At 65.8% G+C, this 19,815-nt stretch carries 12 protein-coding genes, 1 tRNA gene and 1 pseudogene; 3 read left to right on the forward strand and 11 right to left on the reverse strand.

What is annotated here, in order from left to right; all coding sequences use genetic code 11:
* Positions 1-196 precede the first annotated feature (196 nt).
* Both ABZN20_RS14845 and ABZN20_RS14850 read left to right on the forward strand, forming a co-directional pair.
* Positions 197-355 (forward strand): annotated as a pseudogene (locus tag ABZN20_RS14845) (transposase); the annotation flags it as partial.
* Positions 355-942: an IS5 family transposase gene (locus tag ABZN20_RS14850; protein WP_367025145.1), complete on the forward strand. Its 588-nt coding sequence runs from the start codon at positions 355-357 to the stop codon at positions 940-942. The pseudogene ABZN20_RS14845 and the gene ABZN20_RS14850, both read left to right, overlap by 1 nt.
* Before the next feature lie 143 nt (positions 943-1,085).
* On the opposite strand, the gene ABZN20_RS14855 is transcribed toward ABZN20_RS14850, so the two are convergent.
* The 5 genes from ABZN20_RS14855 to ABZN20_RS14875 form a co-directional block, all read right to left on the reverse strand.
* Positions 1,086-2,447 carry a (Fe-S)-binding protein gene (locus ABZN20_RS14855; RefSeq protein WP_367025744.1) on the reverse strand — a complete coding sequence of 454 codons (1,362 nt, stop codon included), beginning with the start codon at positions 2,445-2,447 and terminating at the stop codon, positions 1,086-1,088.
* A gap of 355 nt (positions 2,448-2,802) precedes the next feature.
* Entirely contained in the window at positions 2,803-4,101 is a 1,299-nt protein-coding gene (locus ABZN20_RS14860; protein ID WP_367025745.1) for a PxKF domain-containing protein, read from the reverse strand.
* 116 nt (positions 4,102-4,217) lie between these two features.
* Positions 4,218-6,416, reverse strand: coding sequence for a hypothetical protein (locus tag ABZN20_RS14865; protein ID WP_367025746.1), 2,199 nt, complete (start codon positions 6,414-6,416; stop codon positions 4,218-4,220).
* 243 nt (positions 6,417-6,659) lie between these two features.
* On the reverse strand, positions 6,660-6,806 hold the full coding sequence (locus ABZN20_RS14870) for a hypothetical protein (protein ID WP_367025747.1): 147 nt from the start codon (positions 6,804-6,806) through the stop codon (positions 6,660-6,662).
* A 179-nt stretch (positions 6,807-6,985) separates the two neighbouring features.
* Positions 6,986-7,078, reverse strand: a tRNA-Ser gene (locus tag ABZN20_RS14875).
* A gap of 56 nt (positions 7,079-7,134) precedes the next feature.
* Here ABZN20_RS14875 and ABZN20_RS14880 point away from each other — a divergent pair.
* Positions 7,135-8,499: a transglycosylase SLT domain-containing protein gene (locus tag ABZN20_RS14880; RefSeq protein WP_367025748.1), complete on the forward strand. Its 1,365-nt coding sequence runs from the start codon at positions 7,135-7,137 to the stop codon at positions 8,497-8,499.
* Here ABZN20_RS14880 and tadA read toward each other — a convergent pair.
* The 6 genes from tadA to ABZN20_RS14910 all read right to left on the reverse strand — a co-directional run bounded on the left by tadA (position 8,496) and on the right by ABZN20_RS14910 (position 19,672).
* The gene (tadA, locus tag ABZN20_RS14885) at positions 8,496-8,954 is read right to left on the reverse strand and encodes a tRNA adenosine(34) deaminase TadA (protein ID WP_255556604.1); all 459 of its coding nucleotides are present in this window, start codon (positions 8,952-8,954) and stop codon (positions 8,496-8,498) included. The genes ABZN20_RS14880 and tadA overlap by 4 nt on opposite strands.
* 87 nt (positions 8,955-9,041) lie before the next feature.
* Positions 9,042-10,256 (reverse strand): TIGR02679 family protein, encoded by a 1,215-nt coding sequence (locus tag ABZN20_RS14890; RefSeq protein WP_367025750.1) that lies wholly within the window; start codon positions 10,254-10,256, stop codon positions 9,042-9,044.
* A 2-nt stretch (positions 10,257-10,258) separates the two neighbouring features.
* Positions 10,259-14,401, reverse strand: a complete 4,143-nt coding sequence (locus ABZN20_RS14895) for a TIGR02680 family protein (RefSeq protein WP_367025751.1) — start codon at positions 14,399-14,401, stop codon at positions 10,259-10,261.
* Positions 14,398-15,651 (reverse strand): TIGR02678 family protein, encoded by a 1,254-nt coding sequence (locus ABZN20_RS14900; protein ID WP_367025752.1) that lies wholly within the window; start codon positions 15,649-15,651, stop codon positions 14,398-14,400. The genes ABZN20_RS14895 and ABZN20_RS14900 overlap by 4 nt, the downstream gene beginning before the upstream one ends.
* Complete coding sequence (locus ABZN20_RS14905) at positions 15,651-17,222, reverse strand: TIGR02677 family protein (protein ID WP_367025753.1); 1,572 nt, start codon at positions 17,220-17,222, stop codon at positions 15,651-15,653. The genes ABZN20_RS14900 and ABZN20_RS14905 overlap by 1 nt, the downstream gene beginning before the upstream one ends.
* Complete coding sequence (locus tag ABZN20_RS14910; protein WP_367025754.1) at positions 17,219-19,672, reverse strand: DEAD/DEAH box helicase; 2,454 nt, start codon at positions 19,670-19,672, stop codon at positions 17,219-17,221. Before ABZN20_RS14910 ends, ABZN20_RS14905 begins: the two co-directional genes overlap by 4 nt.
* Between the last annotated feature and the right edge of the window lie 143 nt (positions 19,673-19,815).

A 19,815-nucleotide genomic window follows, 5' to 3' on the forward strand; every position in this document is an offset into this window, starting at 1 on the left:
GAACCGGAAAAGGACATGCCCACCTATCGGCGCGCGTTCGTGCCCGGCGGTATTGGGTTCCTTACGGTAAATCCGCTGCAACGATACGGCAACGCTCCGCGGGTCTGGAGATCAGAACCTGTCTTGAAAAACAAAACGTAGTAAAGTCAATGGTCCCTGGACCTGACGAGCGAAGCCATTGAGTTATCCGAGTGATTTGAAAGAGCACGAATGGGCGCGGATAGAGCGCTACTTTCAGCCCAATGATCGGCGAGGCAGCGGGTGTAAGCATTCGCGAAAACGCATCGTCGATGCCATTCTGTACTTGGTGAAAACGGGTGCCCAGTGGCGGCAGTTGCCCAACGACTTTCCTCCGTGGAAAACGGTGTACGACCATTTCAGCCGCTGGAACAAAAACGGCGTTTGGGAACGCGCGCTGGACGACTTGAATCGGCAACGGCGAAAAAAAACGGCAGAGCGCCCTGTCCCCGCTACGGCATCATTGATTCGCAAAGCGTCAAAACCCAGTACGACAGCGAAGAGCGTGGCATCGACGGCGGCAAAAAAGTGAAAGGCCGCAAACGCCATATCGTGGTCGATGTCTTGGGCAATCTGTTGCACGTCCAGGTTCATGCCGCCAACCTTCACGATACGGTGGGGGCTTGCGAGGTGCTGCGTCGAGCCGCGGAAAAGCATCCCGGTCTACAGGCCTTTTCCGGCGACGCCGGGTATCGCGGCACCGCCGTTCGGTTTGTCGACGAGACCTTGGGGTTGACGCTGCATATTTCCGAGAAGATCAAAGATGGCTTCGCAGTCCTGCCCAAGCGCTGGGTGGTCGAGCGCACCTTCGCTTGGCTCGGGTCGTTCCGCCGACTCGCCAAGGATGTCGAAATCCTCACCGCCACTGCCGAAAACATGATTCGCATCGCCATGCTCAAGCTGACTCTTGCTAAATGTGCTTAAACTTTTACCAGACAGGTTCTCAGTTTGTTACGCGAGACGGTGAGACGGGTGCGTTCGCGTCCCCCTTTCCGAATCGATGCCTGGGTGGCGGCGAATGACATTCGTCCGATTACGCTGCGCTAATCGGATCTACGTGAAATCGGTCAGTTGGCTTCCGCTTCTCCGTTCGCCAACGCCGCCTTCAATACCCTGGCCAAGTGCACGCCCTCCCGCCGCGCGCCGTCGCGGATCTGGTGGCGGCAACTGGTGCCGTTGGCGATCAGCAAGGTGCCCTCGTCCGCTTCGCGTATCCGCGGCAGCAAGGCGAGTTCGGCCATCTGCATGGAAACCTCGTAATGCTCGGCCTCCAGTCCGAAGGCGCCGGCCATGCCGCAACAGCTCGATTCGATGAATTCCACCTTCAGCTCCGGCACCAGCCCCAGCACCTTGCGCATCGATTTCATCGCGCCGAAGGCTTTCTGGTGGCAGTGTCCATGCACCAGAGCCTGCGCCTGCGGCAGGGGACGGAGCGGAAGCTCGAGCCGCTTGGCGTCGTGTTCGCGGGCCAGGAACTCCTCCAGCAGTAGGGCGGACTTGGCGACGATGCCCACGGCATCGCCCAGCCCCAGCGAGTAGTATTCGTCGCGCAGCATCAAGAGGCAGGACGGCTCCAGGCCGATGACGGGCAGGCCGCGCTCGGCATAAGGCAGCAACGCTTCCACCATGCGTTTGGCCTCCGTCCGCGCCTGCTCGACCAGGCCGTGGGAAAGGAAGGTGCGGCCGCAGCACAGCGGGCGTTCCCCGGCGGGTGGTCGGGCGAGATGGACCCGGTAGCCGGCGGCGGTCAGCACGTCGAGCGCCGCCTGCGCGGTTTCCGGCTCGAAATGGTTGGAGAAGGTGTCGACCAGCAGGACGACCTCGCGCCCGTCGGGGTTGCCGGCGGGTTCGGTCGGGGCCGCGGCGAGGAACTCGGCCGGTGCGCTCAGGGGCAGCGAGCGTTGGGCGCCGATGCCGAGCCAACGCTCGCCCAGCTTGGCCAGCAGCGGCACCCGTTCGCGCAGCCTCACCAGCCAGTTAAGCCGTGCCAGTTTTCCCGCCCAGTGCGGCATGTGTGCCAGCAGGCGTTCCCGCAGCGGCGCGCCGCCGCGCTGTTTCCAGCGCTGCGCCAAAGCCTCGATCCGCAGCAGCGCCATGTCCACCCCATTGGGGCATTCCCGCTTGCAGCCCTTGCAGCCCACGCACAGGTCCATGGCCGCTTCCAGCTCCGGTCCGACGAAGGGTTTCGGTCCGTATTCGCCGTTCAGCGCCGCCTTCAGCGTCGCGGCCCGGTGGTGGGTGGAGTGCGCCGCGTCATGTGTGACCCGGAAGCTCGGGCACATCACGCCCTTTTCGGTGCGCTGGCATTGCCGGTTGCCGATGCACACCGCCGCCGCCTTGCCGTAGGCGCCGCCTTCGGAAGGCACGGCCGCATAGGCATCGCCCGCGCCGTAGCTGTCGTAGGCCGACCAGTCGAGTTGTGTTTGCATACAGGATCCAGTGACTAAAACCCTGACCATGCAGAAGTAGTGCCAAGTCCGTCGTGGCTATAAGTCGATGAAACTCGGCGAAAATTATGCGATGCCTTTGCACCCTTTGGCGACTCGATGTCGTGTTTGCGGCATAAGGACACGAACGCGCCGCCAGTCGCGGGGTATCCGTTCAGACTCCCCACTTTTTTGCCGGGAACGCGGCCATCCTGGCCGCTTTTTCAGCGGGCGGGACGCCCGCGTTCCCAGGGGACCGAACGGTTACGCAGCGAGAGATCATGAGCTGGAGGCGGCGCATTTCGTCAGGGGACTTGGATAGGCGGTTCATCGGCGAGATGAACCGTAGCATTTGGATCTATTTGAACTTGAAGGTCACGATCGGCGACGCTGCGCCGCTATCGAACGCCACATACATCGCCCGGCAGGTTCCGGCGTAGCTCTTCGGGGTCTTCCAGTTGTATTGCCAGTAACCGTCGCCGCCGTATTGCAAACCGCTATTGCCAGCCGCGTATTCTTCGACGGCGTCGCTCGTGCTGCCGGAGAACGTTTCGCAATCCACAGCGTAGGAATAGAACCCTGCAAAGCTGGATATTTCCTCGACGGGAACGCCGTTGGCGTCGCTCAACCGCCATTTGCCGGGGAGCGTCTGCCCGGCTTTTGCCGCATTGACCGTGCCGCCGTTGATGGGTTCGTAGAAGCCTTCGAACTGATAGGTCACCAGGAAAGTCGTGCACCTTGGTGGCGCCGTGACATTGCCTTTGGCATCCGTACCGCGTACGCAAATCTCGTTGACGCCCAGTTTGGAGGCGGACAATTCCGCATCTACGCCCTCCCAGACCGAGTCGAAGACGCCGTCTTGCGCGCCCATGGCCATCCATGCGCCACCGTTGAGGCTATATTCGGCGCTCTGGATCCTGTTGTTACCGCTCAGCGAGTCATCGACTGTGGCCCTGAGCGTCGCCACCCCATTCAGGATGGCGGGATTGGGTTGCACACCGATGCCGGTGATTTGCGGTCCGGTCTGATCGGTGTAGCCGACGCTGATTTCTACGTGATTCATGTCCATGCCGGGTTGCATGCCGGTCAGAACGATGTCGCCTTCCAGGCTGAAGCCCCGGGTCAGGTCCTCGCCGGTAATGCTCCACTTGGCGCCGGACGCGGCGCCGGGGAAGGCGCCGACGGGGAGCGATACCCCATTGAGCTTCGCATTGTTGAAACTGATGGAGCCGTTCATCATGCCGCTGCCCATTCCTCCGCCCATCATACCGTTCTGCTGGACGTTGAGCAGCAGGTAATTCAGCGCACCGAGGCTGCCGACGTTCCTGGTCACCGTGACCGCCGAAGTTCCGGTGCCGACGACCGTGGTCAGGTTGTTGGCCGACGCATCGTAAGTGAGCACGACATGTTTGCCCGTTCCCCAGCTCACATCCCCGGTGTTCCGGTTCGCCGCGGTATCCAGCGGCGGGACGCCCAGGTAGATTTCCTTTTGCATGCCATTGCTGTTCATGTGCCGGTAACGGGCCGCACCCTTGAGTGAAGCGGCCGGATCGTCGCCCGATGTCACCGTTGCGGCATCGGCGCCTGCCATGACGAACAGGGGGAGCGATGCCAGGATCAGACGATGGAAAACAGGTTGGATCAACTGATCTTTCATGTAAGCTTCAGCCTCTATGTTCATTGCTTTCGCGGGAGATATCGGACTGCGCCGGTCCTTGGCGCAGTCCGGTTTCAAACACGGCGCGTCCCTGTGCCCGCCATTCCTGCTGCGGCTCAACGTGAGACGCTGAACGTGCTCGCGGTCATCACGGTGGATTTGGCGTCGGATTCCCGGAACATTTTCTGGAAATCCCGGATTTCCGGATCGGAATCGCTGAACAGATCACGCGCGAAGCCGTAAGCCAGGGGCTGATGGATGAGTTCCGCCGTGACCTGGTAGTGCGAGCCGCTCAGCCCCGCGATCCGATAACGGACATCGTCGCTGCCGCCGACGAAGTCGGCGTCGGCCGACGCCTGGCCGACCACGCGAATATCGCGGGAGGCGGTGGCCTTGTCGAAGCCCGGCGGCAGGATGCGGTTGTCTTTGAGATAGGTCATGCCGCGCAGCAAGGTGTAAGTGACCTGCCCCTGGTCATCCCCCATGATGGCCTCGTAGACCTGCACCTGCTCGGGCGAGGTGATCAGTTCGTGGTGCGGTTCGAAGGCATAGGGATCGCTGTCCGCGTCCACGCCGTCCACGCTGCCGTCCGCATTCACCTTGCCGGACTCGAACACCACCTTGCCCTGAGAGTCCTTCACCGTCACGTGCAAGATCACCCGACGGGAGGGATAGGCGCTGGGCAGCTTGTGGCCGGTTTGACTGGCGACTCTGAGGGTGAAATCCAGGATGTCGTCCTCGGTCAGCGATTGGCTCACCGGCCCGATCGTCGCCGCGCCTTGCAGCATGGCCTCGGTCTTGGCGATGGTTTCCGGGAAATTGTTCGACAGCACGCCGAGTTGGGTCTTATTGCGGTTGAGGACGTCCAGCATCAGCCTGTTGGCGCCGACGAGGTCATGCACGGCGAACCCGTTGCGCCGCCCCAACCACATCGGGCGATTGGAAATCGGCGCACCGTCGGCGCGGCTCATATGGCACTGCTGACAGCTTTTCGGAGTGGCTCCGGCATAGCTGCTGTGCTCCCATTCGCTATAAGGCATCTGCTCCGGGAACTCGCTCTCCGGCGTGGTGCTGAGCACCTTGCCGGAGGCGTCCACATAGGGCTTTTTCAGATTGTGGCAGGAGCCGCACAGCTTGGATTCCTTGACATGCGGGCCGTAGGTCGGCGTGTAACCGGTGTTCATGATCATCGGATTGGGGAACAGATTGTCGAACGGGCCGTAGATGAGCTTGTCCCCGCCAATGTCGTACTTACCGCTAAACCCGTCCAGCGTGCCCAGCCTGGGCGAGTTCTGGATTTGATGGCAGAGGGTGCAGCCCACGCCGTTCAGCGCTTCGTCATGGCGGTTATGTTCGGCGCTCAGAAAACCCCCGTCCAGGATCTGCATCGCCTCGCCGGTCGTCCCGGCCTCGAAATTGGCCATCGGCGCATGGCAGCGGGTGCATTTGTCGTTGATGACATCCGCGAGCTGCGGATTCCGATTCAGCTCGCTGCGCACTTTCGCCCGCCAGAAAGGGTCGCGCGCCGAATTGGCCATCATGGTCGAGGACCAGTCGGTTTCGATGGACACATCCTTTCCCTGCCCGTCGCTGATGCCGTTGTGGCACAGGGTGCAGTTGCCGGAACCGGAAAAATGCTCGGAGACGAAATTGGGATTGCCGCCGGATGACGGCGGCAGCACGAAAGCATTGCCGTCGGCCAGCGTAGTGACGCTGAAGACGCCCTGTACGCCGCCGATAGTCAGGGTAGCCGTGGTCGTGGTGGCGTATTGGGCCGAGGCGGTTTGCCGTACCTGCACGCTGTCGCCGTTGCCGATGCTGCCCGCGGCGCTGGTGTATGCGCCGCCGTTAATGGCATAGGTTCCGCCGTTGATGCTGATCGGTGCCGGAGCATCGATGCCGGAAATCGTGACGGCGTTCGAGGTGACGACGGCATTCAAGGCCACGTTGCTCTGGGCCGCGAATTCGAAGGGATCCGGCGTGGTGTCGGCTACGTAGGACCGGGTCGTGACGGTGAACGTGTCTTTCACTCCGCCGATCGTCAATTGGGTATGGGTGCTGGTGTCGTACGAGGAGGCGGAGGTCTGCCGAACCCGGACGGTATCGCCGTTATGGACGGTTCCGCTGGCGCTGGTGAAACCGCCGCCGTTTCGGGAGTAAAGACCGCCGCTGACACTGATGGCGGCCGCGGCATTGATGCCGGTTACGGTGATGGCGTTGGAGGTTATCGGCGTATTCAGGGGTACGCCGGTTTGATCGATGAAGCTGAACGCGTCCGGCGTGGTGTCTTTTTTCGCGGCTTGGGCAGTCGACATGATCAGAATCGAAGCTATCCAGAGACAGCAAATGGCAGAATGTGAAAAGCGGCGCACAGATGACTCCTGATGAGAATTCAGCCTGGCGCATCGCAAGATGAGTGCCACTTTGTAAAGGTCTCGATGGTTCAGCCGACTGTGCGGTGAGAGCTCCGGATTTTCACCGGGAAGGCCGAGTGTTTTGCCGCGGTTGGTGCGTGAAATCGCGCAAGCTCCGAGAGAGCCCATCCGATTCCACCGCCGTCATGTCGTCACGAAGAACTTCGCTTCCGGCTCGGACTTTCCGGCGGTGCCGGGCAATGAGGCCTCAGCGACGGATTGGCGACGCCCATAAACCGTCCAGGGCGTCTCCCTCGGCTTGGCCTTGCGTACCTCAACGTCTTGTAGCATCGCCAGTTCTCCGGTTTGATGGTATCGACCGGACGGAGAAGCCCGATACCGTCGCCTGTGCCATCAAGATTGATGGCATTCGATGTCATCCGGTGATATGGGACGAGACAACAAAAAACCCGCTAAGCCTTGTAGCTCGCGGGTTCTGAGACGTCATGAGACGAGGTGACACTGATAAATGGCGGAGAGGGAGGGATTCGAACCCTCGTGCCGGGTTTCCCCGACCATCCGATTTCGAGTCGGCGCCGTTATGACCGCTTCGGTACCTCTCCTGCACAAGCGATGATATTATAACCGATTCGTTACAGACATACGAATGGTGCGTGACATGAATTCAAGGTTCATGGCGGACGGCGTTCTGAAAGTCGGACAAGTCGGGCTTTTGTTTCGCAAGTTCAATCGCCGTACCCGCCAGCGCTGTCTCGGCGCGGGTGTCGCGGCGCTTCTGGTGTTCCAGCTGTACGGCTGCGGCAATCCGGTTCCGGAGCAGCGTAAGCTGCCACACTTCGACAGGATCAGGGCATCCGGGGAATTACGGGTGCTGGTCCGCAACAAGCGTTTTGCCTCGTCCCGTCCGGCGTCGGGGGTGGCCGGTTTCGAACGCGACCTCCTTCGTAAATTCGCCGAGTACCTTGGCGTAAGGCTCCGGTTCATTCCGGCCCATGCCCGCGGCATACCGGAGCGGCTGGCCCAGGGCGAGGCTGATTTTGCAGCGATTCCTTCCCATTCCGCTTCCGGCGACGCCATTCAGGTCGGCTGGACGAGCAGGGCGGACGGGGAGTCTCCGCCGCTCGCCGAGGCGGCGCCGGTTGGAGGCTGGGTCGGTGCGCTCGCTGGCGGCCTTAGAGGGATGGCTCAGAAGAGTGCGCAGAAGTTCAATCCGCGGATAGCCCTTGCGGAATACTCCCACCGCAGTGCGCGCGCCTTGAAGTGGGCCATCCCCGAAAGCGCCGGCGTTCGCGGCCCGCGCGCTCTGGCGTTGATGTTCGCCGAGCCGGAGGGCGAATATCTGGCGAGGGCGGCTGAGCACTTCCTGCGCGATCCGCGGGAGCGCAAAGGCTTCGACCAGTTGGCCGACCGTCACTTCGGCCATCAAGAGGGCGCGGATGCCGCCCTGGATCGCAGCCTGCGCAAATCCTACAGCCGGCAGTTGGGCAAATACCGCAGGACGTTCGTGGAGGCAGGGGCGCGCCACGGCCTGGACTGGCGGCTGCTGGCCGCGGTGGCTTTCCAGGAATCACAATGGGACGGCAACGCGGTGTCGGCCGAAGGCGTGCGCGGCATGATGATGCTGACCGGCGCGACCGCCCGCGAACTGGGGGTGGACCGCAACAACGCGGGGCAGAGCATCCATGGCGGCGCGCGCTATCTCAAGAAGGTGTGGTCGCGCTTGCCGGAAGAGATCGCCGAACCCGACCGTACCTGGTTTGCGCTCTCCGCTTACAACTTGGGGCCGGGCAGTGTCGAGACCGCACGCCGGCTGGCGAAGAACATGGGGCGCGACCCCAACAAATGGGTGGAGGTCAAGAAGACCTTGCCGCTGGTCGGCGCCAGGCGCTCAGGCGGCCGTCTCCGCCATCCCTCGGCTCGGGGGAAGCTGACGGTCCATTACGTCAACCGCGTGCGGCACTACTACGACCTGCTGGTGCGTCTCAGCGAGAAGAAGCGGCCCGGACCACCGGAGCAGGGCTAACGGCGGTTCCTGAAGAAGTCCCGCAGGAGCTGGCCGCATTCCTCGGCCAATACGCCTTCCGTCAGTTCGACCCGGTGATTCATGAACTCCGCGTCGATCAGCCTGAGCGCGCTCACCGCCGCACCGCGCTTGGGATCGGCGGCGCCGAATACCAGCCTGCCGACACGGGCATGCAGGATCGCGCCCATGCACATGGCGCAGGGTTCGAGCGTGACGTACAGTGTGGTATCCACCAGCCGATAATTGCCCAGGCGCGCGCCGGCCGCGCGCAAGGCGACGATTTCGGCATGGGCGGTGGGGTCATGGGTGGAAATGGGTTGGTTATAGCCTTCGCCCAGGATTTCGCCGTCCCTGACCAGCACCGCTCCGATGGGGACTTCGCCCGCCGCTTCGGCGGTGCGGGCCAGCGCCAAGGCGTGACGCATCCAAGTTTCGTCAGTGCGTGGCTCGCTCATTCCCACTCAACCGTTTCCGGCGGCTGGAAATCCGGATGGCAGCCATTGCATAAGACGGCATAGGCTGTACCAGGAAATGGGCCCTGCTTATTGGCTGGTCCACTCGAGGTCCCGCACCAGCATCGCCGCAACGGCCTCCTCGTCGACTGCCCGGCCATGCTCCCGCATGGCGGGACCAAGGCCGTCGTCCCAATCGGCGTCGACACTTTCCGGCCCCAAGGCGCGTCCACGGACGGGAACATCCCGGAGCGCGGCCAGGTAGTCCGCCACACCGAAACGCCAGGGGCGCGCACCGCAAGCCCGCATGACCCAGTTGCCGATGGCAAGTCCGGGCCAGTCGAAATCGCCGTGGTAATGCAGGCACGCGCCCGCCGCCGCGAGTTGGAGGAGCAGCGTGCGCTGGGCGGCAGCCGGCATGCCGTCGGTACAGACGAGAGGCGCGGCATCGGCGCCGAGCGCGTCGGCGACGATGGCGACCAGATTGGGATTCTCGCAGACGTGGATATCGCGGCCGGCCACCTGCCAGGCCGGCGGCTGGCGCAGCAGCGTGCGCAAGGAGACATAACCCGGCTCGCCCGGCGCCGGGATGCGAAACGAGGCGTCACCCGCCGGCAGATTGAGAAACAGCGCCGGCCGCGACAGTTCGTTGACCATGACACCCGCCTGCGCCCAGAGGTCGCGGACGTTGTCCTCTGCTCCCGCTACGTCTTCGGGCGCATCCGCGTTCCGCCGCAATGCCGCCAGGACGATGCTGGCGACCGGCCGGCCCGGATCCAACCCATGGGCGTCGCCGAGCACTTCCGCCGCCAGTCTGGAGCGCGGCATGCCGGCGGCGGGAAGCGCACGCACGACGGCTTGCGCCGCATCGAGGAGCTGCCCGGCGGCGGCCGGATGGCGCGCCAGCCGTTTCACCAGGGCCATGCCGCGCGGAAGCTCGAGCAAGGCAGAGAGGCGGGCGTCGTCGCACCGCCCGCGCAAGGCCGTCCATTGCGTTTGCAGTGCCGCCCGCTCCGCGGCGCGGTCGACGATGGGACCGTCGAGCCGCTCCAGGGCGTCGCGCAAGGACTCGGCGAGCCCGGCACGTTGGAGGGCCCCGTCAAGCCCGGCGACGTCCAGCGTCATCGAATCGGCCTGCCTTGGCTTGCGCCCAAGCAGGCCCGCCAACGCATTGCGCTCGGCCTCGGTGAGGCCGCTGAGGCGGAACGTTTCCGGCATGGAGCGTTCGTAACGTTGGCGCAAGCGGCGGCGCAGGCCGGCCAGCGCGTCCCCGCCCAGAAGGCGCATGAGGCGCGGATCGGCCATGCTCACGGCTCCGCCGGGACTCGAAGATCTCCGGAGGGGAAACGCCGCCCCGGATCGGGTTCCTCCCGGCGCGTACGCCCGTCCCAGGTCCAGCGCGAGACATGCACGGCATCGATGCCTTCCCGGCGCAGGAGGTGACAGATGGACACCCCGGGCAGCTCGGCGTAGCAGCCCCACTCGCTTTCGCTGGTCATGACGAAGTCGAGATCGAATTCGCGGATCAGCGCCATGCAATGGGCGCGTGCCTCGCGGTCGATGCCGGCGAAGGCCTCGTCCAACAGCACCAGACGCGGCGCCCCGGCGTAACCGTCATGGCCGCCCTGGCTGTAGTGGCTGGAGACGGCCGCGAACAGCGGCACGGTCAGTCCCAGGGCGCGTTCGCCGCTGGAGGCCGGCCCCGACAGGCGGCCCCACTTGCCGCCTTGCCAGCGTTCGACGCGGAAGCGGTGCCAGCGGCGATAGTCGAGGGCGCGGCCCAGTTGTTCGAGCAGGCTGCCGCCACCCGAGTCGGCGCGCGCCCGTTCGGCGGCGATCCGGCTTTGCAGCATGTCGCCGACGACGCGGCGGTCTTCCGCCGACCAGGCGTCGGCGCTGGTGTTGAGGAGCTTCCTGCGAGCCGCATCGAGCCCGACCGGTGCGCCGTCACTGCCCTCGGGCAGCGCTTCCCAGACCAGGCGGAAGCGTACGCCCGTCGAGGTCGGGCGCCTTTCGAGTTCGGCGTTGATGCCATCGACGTGGCGATCGGCCTCCTGCAGCATGCGCTGGATGGCGCTCGCGACCTCGGCCTGTAAGTGGTTCTCCAGGAGCTCGCGCTCGTTGGCGGTGAGGAGCTCGCGGCGCTGGGCGATTTCCTCGGCCAGGATGGCCTCGAGGCGGTCGGGTCGCTCCGGGCGGTTGCGATAGACCACGCTGACGATCAGACCGTGGTCGCTGGTGGCCGCATGCGCCTGATGGCCGAGCGCGCCGAGGCTTCTCAGCAGCTCGCCGAAATCCTCCGAAATCTGGTTCTGGATGCGGTTCCAGTCCTCGTCGTCGGCCTTCACGCCGGCAAGCGCCTGTTCGGCGCGGCGCGCCAGGGTGAGTGCCGGATCGATGGTCCAGGGCGCCGCCGGATCGGGGCACTCGAGGTCCGGTACGGCTATGGACATCAGCCCGCTGGCGATGAAGGCTTGCAGCACTGTGATCGTGGCCTGGCGCTGGACGCGGCGTTCCTCCAGGACGAGAACACAGTCTTCCTCCTTCTGCTGGGCCTTGGCGCGGGTTTCTCCGGCTTCGCGCAGGGCCTTCTCGGCGGCCTTCTCCTCCTTCTCTCCCTGCGCCAGCGCATGCCGCAGGTCCGCGATCCGCCGCTGGATTTCTTCCACCTTCAGTCCCACGGCGTCGTAGAGCGCCTGCCAGCGCGCCTGAGCGTCCTCGGCCTGCGCATGCCTTTCCGCGGACTGCTCCCGCCGCTGATCTTCCTCCCCCTGGGCTTCGGTGACGCGCCGTTGCTGTGTCAGCCATTCGGGCAACGCATGGCGCACATCCTGGGCCGCGAGGAAGAACTGCTGCAACTGGTCGCCGAAGTCGTTCACGGCCGCCTCGATCGCATCGAGCGCCGCTGGCTCCACGGCCAGATGCAGGTCCGCCGCATCCGCGACGAGGCGCTCGCGCGCGGCGCGCCAATGCTGTTCGGCCTCCGCGAGGCGGGCTTGCGCCTGGCGCAGCGCCTCTTCGGCCTCGGCAAATGCCTTGGCCGCGGCCACCGCGGCGACGTGGGCGGCGCGCAGCTCTTCATCGCTTGGCGCCGTGTTCCATTCGAGAGCGGCGCGTTCGCGCTGGCGGCCGAGCTTGTCCTTTTCATCGGCGACGATGCTCAGGGACGCGTCGATCTCCGACAGGCGCCGGGCGATCTCTTCCAGCCGCCGGGCCCGCGCGGCAGCGCGCGCCGCGTAGCCGATGTACTCGGCGGACGGCTTGTTCCACGCCCCGGCCAAGGGGCCGAGGCGGAAGCGCCCGTCAGGTGCGATCCAGGCTTCGGCTTCGGCGACATCGGCCGTGCCACAGGCGATACTTTCCAGCAAGGCGGCGATCACCGGCGCCGCGACCGCCGAATGCTCGGCCGGCAGCAGCCAGTCCGCGGCCGAGGCTGTCTGGCGGGGGCGCGCGACGATTTGTGTGTCATGCCAGGGAGATGTGCCGTCGGCGGCCAGCAGGCTGCCATCGGGCGTCACCCAGGCATCGAGCAGGCCGCTCGCTTCGAGGGCTGCCTCCAGACCGGCTCGTTGCGGCGCGGACAAGGGCTCGCGGAATTCCAGCAACTGCCACAAGGGTGCGCCCGGCAGCTCGAGCCGCGCGGCGCCGTCGCGGAAATAGGGCGCCGGCGGTGAAGCATCCTCGCCTTGTTCAAGACGCTGCTTTTCGGCGGACAAGTCGTCGCGCTCGCCGGCAAGTTCCCTTTCGCGCTGGGCCAAGGCCGCCGCGCGCCCGGCGAAACGTTCGCTGGCCAGATTCTGGGCGGAAGACAAAGCGGTGCGTGCCGGGTTGTCGCCCTGGAGCGCGACAACCCATTCGGCCAGTGCGGCCAGCGCGGTGTCGGGGTCGGCCGGCCGCAATTGCTCAAGCCGATCGAAGTGGCTCTGCCAGGCATCGACGAGCAGAGCGCCCTGAAGCTCGACGGCTTCGTCGGCCGCCCGGCGCCGTTCGGCCGCGGTGCCGAAGGCTTCGGTACGCTCGTCGCATCGCTGCTGCGCTCCGGTGAGCTTGCCGTGGGCATCTTCCACATTGCGCAAGAGCCTCCGCACGACGCCCAGATGCGTGCGGCGCCGCGCCGTCAGGCCGCGCAATTGCCGCTGTGCCGCTTGCCAGGCGGCATTCTCCAGGCACGACAGGACTTCCGCGTCGTTCAGGTCGGCCGCTTCCTGCGCGAGGTCGGCGGCAAGGCCGCAGGCTTCGGCAGCCGCCGCAACGCGCGCATGAGCTTCGGCGAGGGCGTCCCGCGAGGCAATGGCACGCGCGGCGCGTTGCTCCAGCGCGCGGGTTTCCCTCCCGACTTTGGCCTCCGCCTCTTGCAGCGCGTTTGCCGCCAGTTCGGCGTCGCGGCGCCGGTCTTCGGCCTGGCGCTTGGCCTCGTCCAGGCGTCGTGCGTCTTGCAATGCCGGGTCTTCGCGCAGGGCATCGTAGGCGGCGCGGGTACGCGTCAGCTTGCTCGCCAACTCGTCGTGGCGGGATGTCTGTCGGCTCTCTTCCGCCTGTGCCGCCGCCAGCTTTTCCTTGGCGTCGTTCAACGCCTGGCTGGCCTTGTCGAACTCGGTCTGGGCTGCGCGCAGCTTGCCCGCCTCGCGCCGGGCGTTGATGCGGGCATAGACGCGATAGCGCTGGTTGAACTGCCCGACGGCCTTGGCGAGCGCATCGAAGCTTTCGAGTTCTTGGCGGTATTCCTCCAGTTGGTTCAAGGCATCGGCGACGTCGCCGAGCAGCTCGGCGGGCAGCGGCGGCAGCGCTTCGGTGAGGGCTTCCGACAGGTTCGCCTCGTCGGGGCGCTTGGAAAGCTGCGGTTGCCGCAACTGGATCAGGGTGTCCATGAGCGCCAGATAGCGGGCGGCGCCCAGCCGGAACAGCCGTTCGTCCACTGCCCGGCGATAGGCTTCCGCACTGGGGAACACCTGGCCGCGGGCGCCGAGGGAGTCCTGCAGGCGTTCCCGGCTCAGCACGACGCCCTGCGGACTGGTGAGCCACAGACTTTCTCCGACGCGTGTGTCGTCGGCAACGAAGTACCAGGCATCGATCTGCTGCCGGGCCGCCACCGCCGACAGGCCGCAGCCGAGGGTGACGAAGTGGGCGCGGCCGTCTTCGCCGCGGCGGCCGAACTCCGCCCAGACGTAGCCGGTGCGTCGCTCGTGCTTGCCCATGAGCAGGTTCCAGGCCATCTTCTTGCCGGGATCGCCGTCGGGCTCGATGCGCGATGGCTTGATCTGGGCGTCGAAGAGGAACGGCAGTGTCAGCGACAGGACCTTCGACTTGCCGGTGCCATTGTTGCCGCGCAACAGCAGGCGGCCGTTGCGGAACCAGAATTCTTCGCTGTCGTAGAGGTAGAGATCCACGAGACCCAGGCGCAGGGGCTGCCAGCGGGCAAGCGCCGGTTGCGGGAGGGCGATCGCGTTCATGGAAACATGCCCAGTTGTATCGATTCCTCGCCGCCCTGCGTCTTGACGGTCGCCTCGCCCAGGCCGATGCGGGCGAGGGCGGGCAGGGGATGCACCGCGTCCTCTTCCCGGCCGATCAGGCGCAACATCGCCAGCCGGCTCAGGGCGGCCTCGGTGAGTTCCCGTTCTCCGCCGGGCTCGCGTGCCGATTTGCGCCAGTACTGTCCATAACGGGCCGCTGCTGTACGGATGAAGCCGACAATTTCGGCTTCCGTCACCGCATCGCCGCTCTCGCGCCGGCGGTTGGCGAGGAACCTGGCCACCAGCAGGGTGACGTGGGACTCGGTACCCTCGGCCGGCAGCGCGACGTCCGTCAGGTCACCCGTTTCATCCACCAGCGCGACGCCCTCGGCACGCTGCTCGGCGACGAGGCCGCTGTCCTCGGACAAGCGCGTCGCCAGCAGGCCGCGCTGATTCAGGAAATAGGCGCGGTTCTCGGCGTCGAGCTCGTCGAAATAGATCACCGGGTCGTCGAGCAGGCTACGCGAGAACTGGTGTCGCAATGCCGTGCGCCGGCCTTCGTCGCTTTCCGGCTGATGTTCGGCGACGAGGGCGGCGAGGCGCTGGTCGAGGTCGCACGGCGCGTCTTCCGGCGCCCAGGTGGATGGCCCACGCACCGCGGCGAGCAGCCCGGCGAGCACGCGCCGGTGGATGTCGTAGAGCGCGTCGCCGCCGCGGCCCTCGTGGCCCAGGACATAGGCGTCCTCGTCACCGGCTACCCGCGCGATCACGCCCCAGTCGAGCAGGGCGCGGCAGACGGCGACGAGTTCCCGGCGCTCGTGGGCATTCTCCAGCCCGAAAGCGAATCCCCGTTCGGCGAGCGCCGGCTCGCCCGCCAGGATGAGCAGCCGGTCGCCGAGCACGCGCAAGGTGATCTGGGGTTCGGCGCGTTCCAGCACGGCGGCGGCCAGACAGAGCAGCACGTAACGGCGGCGGTCGAAGCCGGGCAGTCCCCGCGTGGCGTCGGACAAATCGGCCGGCCGCTTGTAGAGGCGCGCGCAGTCGCGTTCGATGGCGAGCGGCCAGCCGGTTTCGCGCGCGAACCAGGTGCGCAGGCGGTCCGCATGGCGGCGCACGGCGGAGAAATTGGGATGATCGCTGGTCATCAGCGGGCGCATGAGCAGTGCACGCACGGCGTCCCGGTATTCCTCCTGACGGTGCTGCGCCTGGCGGTCGCCGATGGCGTGGCTTTCCAAACGCCGCTTGCGCATTATGCGTTCGATACCTGGCGTAATCCGTCCCCCGAAGAGGGCGAGGAAACGTGGGAAGGCCCGGCGTTTCCTTCGGGGGTGATGGTGATCCGGTGGTCGCGCCCGGAAAAGACGCCCAGATCCGTTTCGATCACGGCATGGGACGCTTCGCCCAATGGCTCGAGGCGGATGTGAAGAAGGCCGTCGGATGTGGTGCGCGCCACCGTTTCATCCGGCGATGACTGGCTCGCCAGCGCCTCGCCGAGCACGGCGAGGAACAGATCGAATTCGTGCGGGTCGAGCCGGCCGAGCTCCGACAGGCGGCAGACCGTGCCCGTCGCCAGCCGGGCACGGGCCGCTTCCACCTGGCGGTGCTCGGCCGCCGCCAGGCGTGCCAGCGCCGCCCGCCCGGCATCGCGGTTCGTAACCTTGGGCGCGGTGCCGCGTACCGCCGCCGTGCCGTATTCGCGCAGGCGCGGATGGATCGCCACGGCCGGCGCATCGGCCCAGGGGGTCGTCGCCGGCACCTCTGTGGCGGCCAGCAGCGACAGATGACGCGCCGGGTTGAGGGCGAAGGCGGCCCGCGCCAGGCGGTGGGCCTGGCCATCGTCGCCGCAATCCGCGAACCAGCGGGCGAGTACCCGGAAGTCCGCCGAACGGTCGCTGCGTCCGCTGCGGCGCTCATTGACGGCGGCGATGGCGGCGAGCAACTGGGGAATCGCCGCCCGGGCCTTGGCGCGCAAGGCCTCCGCCTGGGCCGGACCGTGTCCGTCCGAGACGAACCACAGGCGCAGACCGCGCCAGCGTTCACGCCAGGCATCGACGCGGGCCTGCAGTGCGCCGGCCTGCTCAAGAACGTCGCCGGGGGCGATGTCGCGCGCCTCGCGGTTCGCCGCCTGCCACAGCAAGGCGTCGATGCGGGAATCGAGCGCCTTGATGCGCTGAGCGATGGCGCCGGAACGGCTCACCAGGTCGCCGATGAAGCGCTCCAGATAGTCGATCAGCCGTTTCTTGAAGCCGACCACGGCTTGCGCCTCGGCCTGCTGGATTTCCACGCTGCGGACGATGCCGGCCATGAAAGCCTGGGCGTTCTCGGCCAGATCCTCGAACACGCGCACCAGGTCGCGCAGCACTTCGTGCACCTTGGCGTCGTCCGGCGCGCTGTCGGCGGCCAGCGCGATCAAGGCTTCGAGGCGGGCGTGGATGTCCTCCAGGGCGACGCTCTGCAACTCGCCGCGGCGCCCGAGGGCCTGGGCGAAGGCCGCCAGCGCCGATTCCACTGCCTCGCCGCCGTGGGAGAGCCGGTAGAGGAAGCGGGCCAGATAGAAGTCGTCGATGCTGGCGACCCGGGCCGTATCCGGCTGGGACTCGAGGTTGCCCCACTCCACCAACTGCGCGAGCGCCGCCCGCACTTCCTCCAGGGCGGGCGGATCGTTCGGCCAGGCCGCTTCGCGCAACACCTCGTCGGGCCGCAGATAGGGGCGGAACTGGCGCTTGGCTGCGGCGAAAACCTCCATGATGGCGCGGTAAAATGCGGCCTTGTCGGCGCTGACGTGGCGGAAGAGTTCGCGGTGGCAGGGGGAGGTGTTCATGCCCTCTCTGGCAACGCGCCCGCCAGAATCGAAAACGCATCGGCGAGTCGTCTCGCCGTTTCTGGCGGCGGCAGCGGTACCTTGAGGTTGCACACGCCGGTTGCCGGATCCCGCTCGATCCATGGATGCGGCGGAGCGTCGGGATCGCTGGCCGCCGCCAGTGCGGAAACCAACTGGGTACCAACCTGGGCCAAGGCTTGCCAGGGATCGGCGCCGCCAGGCGGCGGTGCTTGCGCCGTATCGGCAGCATCAACGTTTGCCATCCTGTCTTCCGGAACCTGCGCAGTCGCCGGCGCCGCGGCGTTGATCATCTCTTCGCCCGGCGTCATGGCCTCGCTTTCCCCCATCTGGCCGGTGACGCTCTCGACCTCCTTCATGAAACGGTTGAGACGTGAACCGCCCAGCGAGATCTCCCCCGCGCCGCCGTCGAGTATGCCCGCCGAGAGGGACCGTTTGAAGGCCAGCACCGAGAGCATGCCCTCTTCGATCGTGCCTTTGGCGACGAAATTGACGATCTGCACCGGCCGCCGCTGGCCCATGCGGTGAATCCGCGCAATGCGCTGTTCGAGCAGCGCCGGGTTCCACGGCAGATCCATGTTCACCAGGATCGAGGCGTGTTGCAGGTTGAGACCGGTGGCGCCGGCATCGGTGGACAGAAACACTCTGCAGCCGGGATCGTCCCGGAAGCGCTCCACCAGCGCCGGACGCTTTTCCGAGGGTACTCCGCCGTGAAAGCTGACATAGCCGATGCCGCGGGCTTCGAGCCGGCGGATCACGATGTCGTGGGTGCGTGTCCATTGGCTGAATACCACGGCCTTGGCGTCGGGCTGCTCGAACAGGTCGCCGAACAGCGCCGCCAGTTCGTCCGCCTTGACGCCGTGGTCGCTCTCCCGATCCAGCAGGTAGGTGCTGTTGCAGGACATGCGCATGTTCTGCAGGGCGCAGGTGAGGCGCCGCTGGTCCTTGTCGGAAAGGAATTTCGTCTTGCGCCAGCGGTGGACGATCTGTGCCACGATGTCGGCGTTTTCCTGGTGGTATGCCATCTGCGTTTCCGTCATCGGCACCAGCAGGTTCTGATCGGTGCGTTCGGGCAACTGCATCAGGACTTCGGACTTGCGGCGGCGGATCATGATCGGCGCCAGCGTCTGGCCGACTTTTTCCAGGCCGGTGTAGCCGGTGACACGCCCTCCCTCGTCCTTCACCTGGTGCTCGTGCAGCAGCTTCCAGGTGGGTCCCAGGCGATGCTGGTCGACGAACTGGACGATGGAGACGAGTTCCTCCAGCTTGTTTTCCAGCGGCGTGCCGGTGAGCACTACGGCGTAGGGACTGTCGATGCGTTTCAGGGCGCGGGCGGCGATCGTGTTCCAGTTCTTCACCCGCTGCGCCTCGTCGACGATCACCAGTTCCGGCGCCCAGGCGGTGATCAGATCGAGGTCGGGCTGGAGCTTTTCATAGTTGGTGATTTTGCAGAAATCGTCCTGTCCATAGTCTTTCTGGCGCTGCGCCCGCGTTCCCCCCATGACGCGCGATTCGCGCCCGGAAAAGCGCGCGATCTCGCTTTGCCACTGGTACTTGAGCGAGGTCGGACAGATCACCAGCACTTTCGATACGCCAAAATGCCGGGCCAGGATTTCGGCCGCAGCGATGGCCTGGATGGTCTTGCCCAGGCCCATCTCGTCGCCGATCAGCGCCCTGCCCGCACGGACGGCGAACAGCGCGCCTTCCGCCTGGTACGGATACAGCGGCACCTTGAGCAGCTTCTTCAGCGATGGGTCGTCAATGCCGTGACGGAAGATGTCGTCCAGTGCCGCCGCGCGCCGTTCGGCGTCGCGCCGGCCGGCGATGAAATCGAGGGCATCGTCGTAGGCGCGCAACTCGTGGCCGCTCTCGCCCACGGCGGTGACGAAACGCTCCAGTTCGCCGAACATTTCCGGCGGCAGAACCCAAGCTTGGGCGGGGTCGAACAGCCGCGCGGCCGCCTTCGCTATGGCCGGCGGACAATCCGTTCCGGCACGAAAATGGACCGTGCGTCCGCCGTCGTTGCGCAGGTACAGTTCGGAGAAGGGGGGATGGTAGCCGCGCGCGAAAGCCGCCTTGGCGCCGCGCTTCTTTTCCAGTTGCGCGAGAACGAATTCGATGTGCTTGCAGGTGCCCAGTTCGTTGGTGGCGTAATCGGGACAGGCGCAATGATTGTCGCCCGGCCGTCCGCCGCGTATCGCCACCCGGTAGCTGCTCTTCGACTGTGGGTTGGAGACGCGGAACTCGGAAAAAAACGGTTCCGTGCCGATATTCTCCATCCCGAACGCCTGTTCGCGGCCGAACTGGCGGCGCAATGCGCGTTGCCATTCAACGGCGGAAAGCTCCGGCGGCGCCTGCGTCCGGGACAGCCTCGGATCCTTGGGCGGCTTGGTCGTCCTGCTGCCTCGCGGCTTGGTCGATTTGTCGTTCATGAATGCTTCTCTTTCGACAGAGCGTTCCCCATGCGAAGTCGCTCCGATTTTCCGTGGTGCGGTAGCTGGGCCGTCTCCCGTTCCCTCATCACTCTCATTCGATGATTCCCAGTGAGCGCAAACCATCGCACTTGCGGAGGTTT

The sequence above is a fragment of the Methylococcus sp. ANG genome (assembly GCF_040730495.1).
Classification (GTDB): Bacteria; Pseudomonadota; Gammaproteobacteria; order Methylococcales; family Methylococcaceae; genus Methylococcus.

Coding starts and splice junctions, on each gene's coding strand:
- ABZN20_RS14855 (WP_367025744.1), bottom strand. CDS start 2,447: ATGCAAACACAACTCGACTGGTCGGCCTACGACAGCTACGGCGCGGGC.
- ABZN20_RS14860 (WP_367025745.1), bottom strand. CDS start 4,101: ATGAAAGATCAGTTGATCCAACCTGTTTTCCATCGTCTGATCCTGGCA.
- ABZN20_RS14865 (WP_367025746.1), bottom strand. CDS start 6,416: ATGTCGACTGCCCAAGCCGCGAAAAAAGACACCACGCCGGACGCGTTC.
- ABZN20_RS14870 (WP_367025747.1), bottom strand. CDS start 6,806: ATGCTACAAGACGTTGAGGTACGCAAGGCCAAGCCGAGGGAGACGCCC.
- ABZN20_RS14880 (WP_367025748.1), top strand. CDS start 7,135: ATGAATTCAAGGTTCATGGCGGACGGCGTTCTGAAAGTCGGACAAGTC.
- tadA (WP_255556604.1), bottom strand. CDS start 8,954: ATGAGCGAGCCACGCACTGACGAAACTTGGATGCGTCACGCCTTGGCG.
- ABZN20_RS14890 (WP_367025750.1), bottom strand. CDS start 10,256: ATGGCCGATCCGCGCCTCATGCGCCTTCTGGGCGGGGACGCGCTGGCC.
- ABZN20_RS14895 (WP_367025751.1), bottom strand. CDS start 14,401: ATGAACGCGATCGCCCTCCCGCAACCGGCGCTTGCCCGCTGGCAGCCC.
- ABZN20_RS14900 (WP_367025752.1), bottom strand. CDS start 15,651: ATGCGCAAGCGGCGTTTGGAAAGCCACGCCATCGGCGACCGCCAGGCG.
- ABZN20_RS14905 (WP_367025753.1), bottom strand. CDS start 17,222: ATGAACACCTCCCCCTGCCACCGCGAACTCTTCCGCCACGTCAGCGCC.
- ABZN20_RS14910 (WP_367025754.1), bottom strand. CDS start 19,672: ATGAACGACAAATCGACCAAGCCGCGAGGCAGCAGGACGACCAAGCCG.